The 5,372-nt window shown below is 42.6% G+C and carries 6 protein-coding genes; 4 read left to right on the top strand and 2 right to left on the bottom strand.

Annotated elements, in window-relative coordinates; all coding sequences use genetic code 11:
• Positions 1-94 precede the first annotated feature (94 nt).
• Positions 95-1,066 (top strand): SPOR domain-containing protein, encoded by a 972-nt coding sequence (locus tag BCT81_RS04390; protein WP_102423350.1) that lies wholly within the window; start codon positions 95-97, stop codon positions 1,064-1,066.
• Positions 1,067-1,284: 218 nt separating this feature from the next.
• Positions 1,285-2,526 (top strand): NADH:ubiquinone reductase (Na(+)-transporting) subunit B, encoded by a 1,242-nt coding sequence (locus BCT81_RS04385; RefSeq protein WP_102423349.1) that lies wholly within the window; start codon positions 1,285-1,287, stop codon positions 2,524-2,526.
• A 65-nt stretch (positions 2,527-2,591) separates the two neighbouring features.
• Here the strand turns inward: BCT81_RS04385 and BCT81_RS04380 are convergent, their stop codons facing one another.
• Positions 2,592-2,855: a DUF6482 family protein gene (locus BCT81_RS04380; RefSeq protein ID WP_345778909.1), complete on the bottom strand. Its 264-nt coding sequence runs from the start codon at positions 2,853-2,855 to the stop codon at positions 2,592-2,594.
• Positions 2,856-3,351: 496 nt separating this feature from the next.
• Complete coding sequence (locus tag BCT81_RS04370) at positions 3,352-3,681, bottom strand: helix-turn-helix transcriptional regulator (RefSeq protein ID WP_102423347.1); 330 nt, start codon at positions 3,679-3,681, stop codon at positions 3,352-3,354.
• Positions 3,682-3,784: 103 nt separating this feature from the next.
• Here BCT81_RS04370 and BCT81_RS04365 point away from each other — a divergent pair, with 103 nt between their 5' ends.
• Entirely contained in the window at positions 3,785-4,315 is a 531-nt protein-coding gene (locus BCT81_RS04365) for a hypothetical protein (protein ID WP_102423346.1), read from the top strand.
• Positions 4,309-5,372: DEAD/DEAH box helicase family protein (locus BCT81_RS04360; protein ID WP_102423345.1), on the top strand; the 1,064-nt coding region annotated here is incomplete at its 3' end. The genes BCT81_RS04365 and BCT81_RS04360, both read left to right, overlap by 7 nt.

Below are 5,372 nucleotides of genomic sequence, written 5' to 3'. Positions count from 1 at the left end.
ATCATTGATAGTGTCAATAGTACTTAAAATGGAATTCATGTTTTATCGACATTAATTCGGTAACAATTAACCCGTAAGGGTTTAAGTGGTGGTTATGAAATTGACAATGAATGATGTATGTCGCGCTGTGATTAGAAATTATCGTATGGGGCTTATTGCTGCATCCCTCTTGGTATCGAGCCAAGTTAATGCAGAATCGGTTTTATGTGATGCTACTCAGGCAAGTACCAATCAATTACCACAGCTAGAGCAATCATGTCCGATCGGTAAGGGTGTTTGGGGTAATAAAGCGCCTAAACGTCATTCAGATAACGAGCTGTTTTGGGTTCAATGTGGCTTTCTGAACAAGCCTTTGTCACTGAGCCAAGCAAAACCTCTTTACGGCAAAATTTCGACCAACGTATGGATGAAACCTGAGGGTGGTGATTATCGTTGTTTGATTGGTCCTTACTCTACATTTTCAGATGCAAGAAAAGATCTAGCTCAGGTTCGTAAGGTGCCAGGTTATGGCGAAGCCTTTATTCGTATGGTTGATAAGTCGCAGACCTCATCACAACCTATCGTGGCAAAAGCGGCCGAGCCTAAAGCAGCAAAACCGACACCGATTAAGGCTCCTATAAAACCTGCAACTAAGCCTGCAGCGAAACCCGTAGCTGCGAAGTCAGCGGCAGCAGTGACCAGTGCGGCTGCCATTCAGGCATTGCCAAGTGGTGGCAAAAATTCAGATAACGATCTAGATATTGAAGTTCGCGTGACGGCAAATGTTGCTGGTAGCCAATATGCGATCCCTTACCTGCTAGACCATGAGCAGCAGTTCTACATGGAGCAAGGTAAGCCTTGGAGTCGTTTGGATTACGGTAGTGCAGAGCTGGTATGTAATAAGCTCAACATGAAGCTGATGACTGAAAAGCAATGGCAGAGCATCCTAGGCTCAAAAGTGATGGAAAACCAGAACTGGCCAATGCACCTACCTTATTGGGGAGCGGATAAGAAAGGCCTGTTCACTAATGGTAACGTAAACCAACTCAAAGGCTCTTCACTACTTAACGTGATGTGTGTGAAGTAACAAGTCGGATTGAAACCTTACTTAAGCCTCAGCGATTGCTGGGGCTTTGTTGTTTTTAGGTCTCGTAATTCAAAGGCTAGGGGGACTTGGTTAAGCAGTGTATCGATAGCTGATGGCAGACGCCTTCAAATGAATTTGATCAAAAAGCACTAAAAATTGCTCAAATAGCGCTGTTGGTGCGTAGAAAACCATAACTCAGCAACAAGGTGATTGAGATTATGAGTTTGAAAAAACGATTAGAAGATGTGGCTCCTAGCTTCGAAGCTGGGGGGAAGTACGAAAAGCTCTACCCAGTGTATGAAGCATTTGCGACCATATTTTACACGCCAGGGAATGTGAACCGAGGTATAACCCATGTTCGGGACAGTATTGACCTAAAACGGATTATGATTCTGGTGTGGCTAGCCACTTTCCCCGCGATGTTTTGGGGTATGTACAACGTAGGTCATCAAGCCGTGATGGGGTTAACCGCTACCTATTCCGGTGCCGAGCTTGCTTCTATCATCGACAGTAGTTGGCGCTTATCGTGGGCGTTTGGTGATGCACCGTCCTTAGTAGCAAGTGGCTGGGGAAGTCAGATGTTCTTGGGGGCGCTCTACTTCTTACCTGTTTATGCCACCGTATTTGTGGTGGGGGGCTTCTGGGAAGTTTTATTTGCCGTTGTGCGAAAACACGAGGTGAATGAAGGCTTTTTTGTAAGCTCGGTACTGTTTGCACTTATTCTTCCGCCAACTATCCCGCTGTGGCAAGCCGCTTTGGGTATCACCTTTGGTATTGTTGTTGCCAAGGAGTTGTTCGGTGGTACAGGGCGAAACTTCCTCAACCCTGCACTGGCGGGGCGAGCGTTTCTTTACTTTGCTTATCCTGCCAATATGTCCGGAGGCTTGGTATGGGTTGCCGCTGACGGCTATTCAGGAGCGACACCGCTCAGCCAATGGTATGAAGGCGGTGGCTCGTCGCTGATCAACAACATGACAGGTGAGGCCATCACTTGGATGGATGCCTTTATCGGTAATATTCCGGGCTCGATGGGTGAAGTTTCTTCACTACTCATTATGCTGACTGGTGTGATTCTGATTGTCATGAAGATAGCATCTTGGCGTATTGTGGCTGGTGTGATTGTTGGTCTTGTGGTGACGTCGAGTCTACTGAACTGGATTGGATCGGATACTAACTCAATGTTTTCGATGCCGTTTTACTGGCACTTCGTATTAGGTGGTGTCGCGTTTGGTACCTTCTTCATGGCGACCGATCCGGTATCTGCCGCATTCACTAATAATAGTAAATGGGCTTACGGGATTCTGATAGGTGTGATGACGGTCGGTATTCGAGTACTCAATCCCGCGTATCCAGAAGGCATAATGCTCGCAATCTTGTTTGCGAATCTCTTTGCTCCGTTATTTGATTTCATGGTGAAAGAACAGAATATTAAGCGTAGGCAAAAGCGCATGGTGCGTTAAGCCACTAAAGAAAAAGGCTTGCCGATGTGCAAGCCTTTCTATTGATAAAGAAACATAAAAGCTATTCAACTCCACTTCAAATCAATCTCGAATGGTTGTGTACTACCACAGTGCTCACCGCACATCTCATCGTAAGCGCTGTTATGTATCAGTGTTGCTGACGATACGCCTTGATCGCTAAAGTGGTCACGCGCTTGATTGACACTCAAAAACTTCATCGGATGGTGGTGGTCGTCTTTAATTAACTGCTTTTGCTCGCCAACGACTTGGTAAGCTAAATAAATCCCGCCTTCAAATGATTCAATTAGTAGATTCATCACAAACTCCATTTTTCTAGTTAGGTGAATATTGGTGTTACGTAGAATCGAGAACTAAGGTTCAAAGCGGGCATAAAAAAAGCAGTCCCAAGGACTGCTTTTTAAAGTAGCAACTAAAGGCGTTGATTAACGCATCGTAATAATTTACCAACACAGGTGGTTTCTGAAATAAATCTGGAAAGGGTTAAATGATAAGGCTTGATAGCCTTTTCCAGAAAAACAGCTATCTTTCGCTATTTTTCCTAAAAATTGAGTTTAGATAATATCAGTTTCCAGAAAAATATCGACTGTATTACCTGCTTGGGGGAGAGGGGATTTCAAAGTTGCTAGTTGTGCTGGAACTTATTGTTTGAGCTTTAGTCTCTCGATCTTCAAAACTAGTAACGTCATATGAATCTGATAAACAAATAGCTTCAAACTCACGTAAAGTTTTTCCATCGACTGCCTTGAGCTCATATAGGTTGCGGATAGTATGATGTACAGCGTTCAAAATATCACTCATATACTTCTAATTCTCTTTTTGGATTTTAAGGTTAGCTGACTTTATCTGTGCTGTTAGCTTGTTTCTTTCTTCTTCATTCATTTTCGCAATCAAGCAAGCTAGTTCAGCTGAACTTTCATCCTCACAAAAAAAGTAATTTAGAGGCACACCCAGCTCGTCAGCCATTTTCTTCAATGTACTGATATCCGGCGTATGCTTTCCTTTCTCGTACTGATTCATTCGCGCACTAGCTGAACTTTCATCGATACCAATACGCACTCCCAATTCTTTTTGGGAGATCTTTGCTTTTTTGCGTACCTCTTTGAGCCGCATTGGAATAGGGTTGCCGATCGACATTTATGATTCATACTAATTGGCTCTATGTGACTAAGATTTTCTTAGTTTTACTGATTTCTGTATACTAAGCAATCCTTAGTATTTTAATTGGTATAACTGGTACATGAAACGTTCTATAAAAATCAGTGCAGTAATGCACAAGTTGTTGATTAAAAAAAGAATGGATGGTTTTTCTGTTATAGAAGCTAGGGACGCTTTATTAAACATTGAAGATGGCATAAAAAACCTTGATGAAGCTCGGAAGAAGGTTTATCGCCAAATATGGCAATATCAGCAAAGGGGTTGGCTTCGAAGTGAAGGTGAAGGAAGGAACAAAAGGTATTTTCAAACCGAACAATTTCTAGAACTCGAAGTTGTGGCTCGAAGAAAGTCTGAACGTGAAGTTTCGGTAAAGCAATCTACATCGGATTACTCTGTGCTATTTCGAGAGAGTAACGAATACAAAGGTGAATTGGAGATCGTGCTTGGTGAAATTGATGAATATCAATCATTAAGATGCCGCTTTCCTGAACTTGAGAGCCGATTATCCCCATTGTTACAGCAAGCAAAAGAACGTTCAGCGCACCTGCTTGGAAAGGTTAATGGATTAACGAATGTTCTTAAAACGCTCTCAGATGACAACTTACCATGTTAAGGCAATGGCAGATCGAATGTTCTGAAAAAGCGTTACTGAAATTTAGGACAAATCAACAGCACTTCTTCTGTCAAGCAACCCCAGGGGCTGGAAAAACGGTGCTCGCCGCAACAGTTGCATCAAGGTTGCTTAACGAAGGTATGGTTGATCTTGTATTGTGCTTCTCTCCATCTTTAACGGTTTCTGATGGAATTAAAACAACCTTTTCTCAGACTCTGAATTGCGCTTTTAATGGCGGATTAGGTTCAATAGGGCAATCCTTAACATACCAATCCATTCAATTTCTTAATGATGAATTCTGGAAGACGTTACGTAACCATCGAGTATTTGTTGTATTTGATGAAATTCACCATTGCTCTGGGTCTGAACTTGAAAATGCGAATGTTTGGGGCCAACAAGTACTAATGAAGGTTCAAGGGCTTGCGACATACACGCTTGCTATGTCAGGTACTCCATGGCGTTCAGACTCTCTACCAATAGTAATGTCTGAATATAGTGATCCAGAAGGTCAAATCCTCGTTGATTATCAATACACCTTAAAGCAAGCAATTGTCGATAAGGTTTGTCGAACTCCAAAGTTGGTGTTGGTTGATAACGAACATCTTTCAGTGACCAGTGATGAGAAAGTTGAATCGTTTTCTTCAATCTTAGAAATGCTTAAGCAAACAAAAACTTCATACCAAAGTGTCATACATAACCAAGATGCTATGGAATACCTACTTGGGCTTGGCTGTAAGAAGCTTGCAAAAATCCGTACTCAATCACCCAATGCTGGAGGATTAGTTGTAGCCTCTTCTGTTCAGCACGCTCAAACAATCCAAAAGATACTCTCTCAAAAGTACTCTCAATCTGTATCAATCGTTACTTATCGCCATGAAGAACCTTTAGCCGAAATAGAACGTTATCGTCAAAGTGATGCTCAATGGATTGTAAGCGTTGGAATGATCAGCGAAGGTACGGATATCCCGCGTCTTCAAGTTTGTTGCCACATGAGTTCTGTCAAAACTGAGCTGTATTTTCGGCAGGTGCTTGGGCGTATTCTTAGAGTTAATGAGGC

Origin of the sequence: Vibrio sp. 10N.261.52.A1, from assembly GCF_002876325.1 — a bacterium.
GTDB lineage: Bacteria > Pseudomonadota > Gammaproteobacteria > Enterobacterales > Vibrionaceae > Vibrio > Vibrio chagasii.
This window is presented reverse-complemented; position numbering and strand designations above follow the sequence as displayed.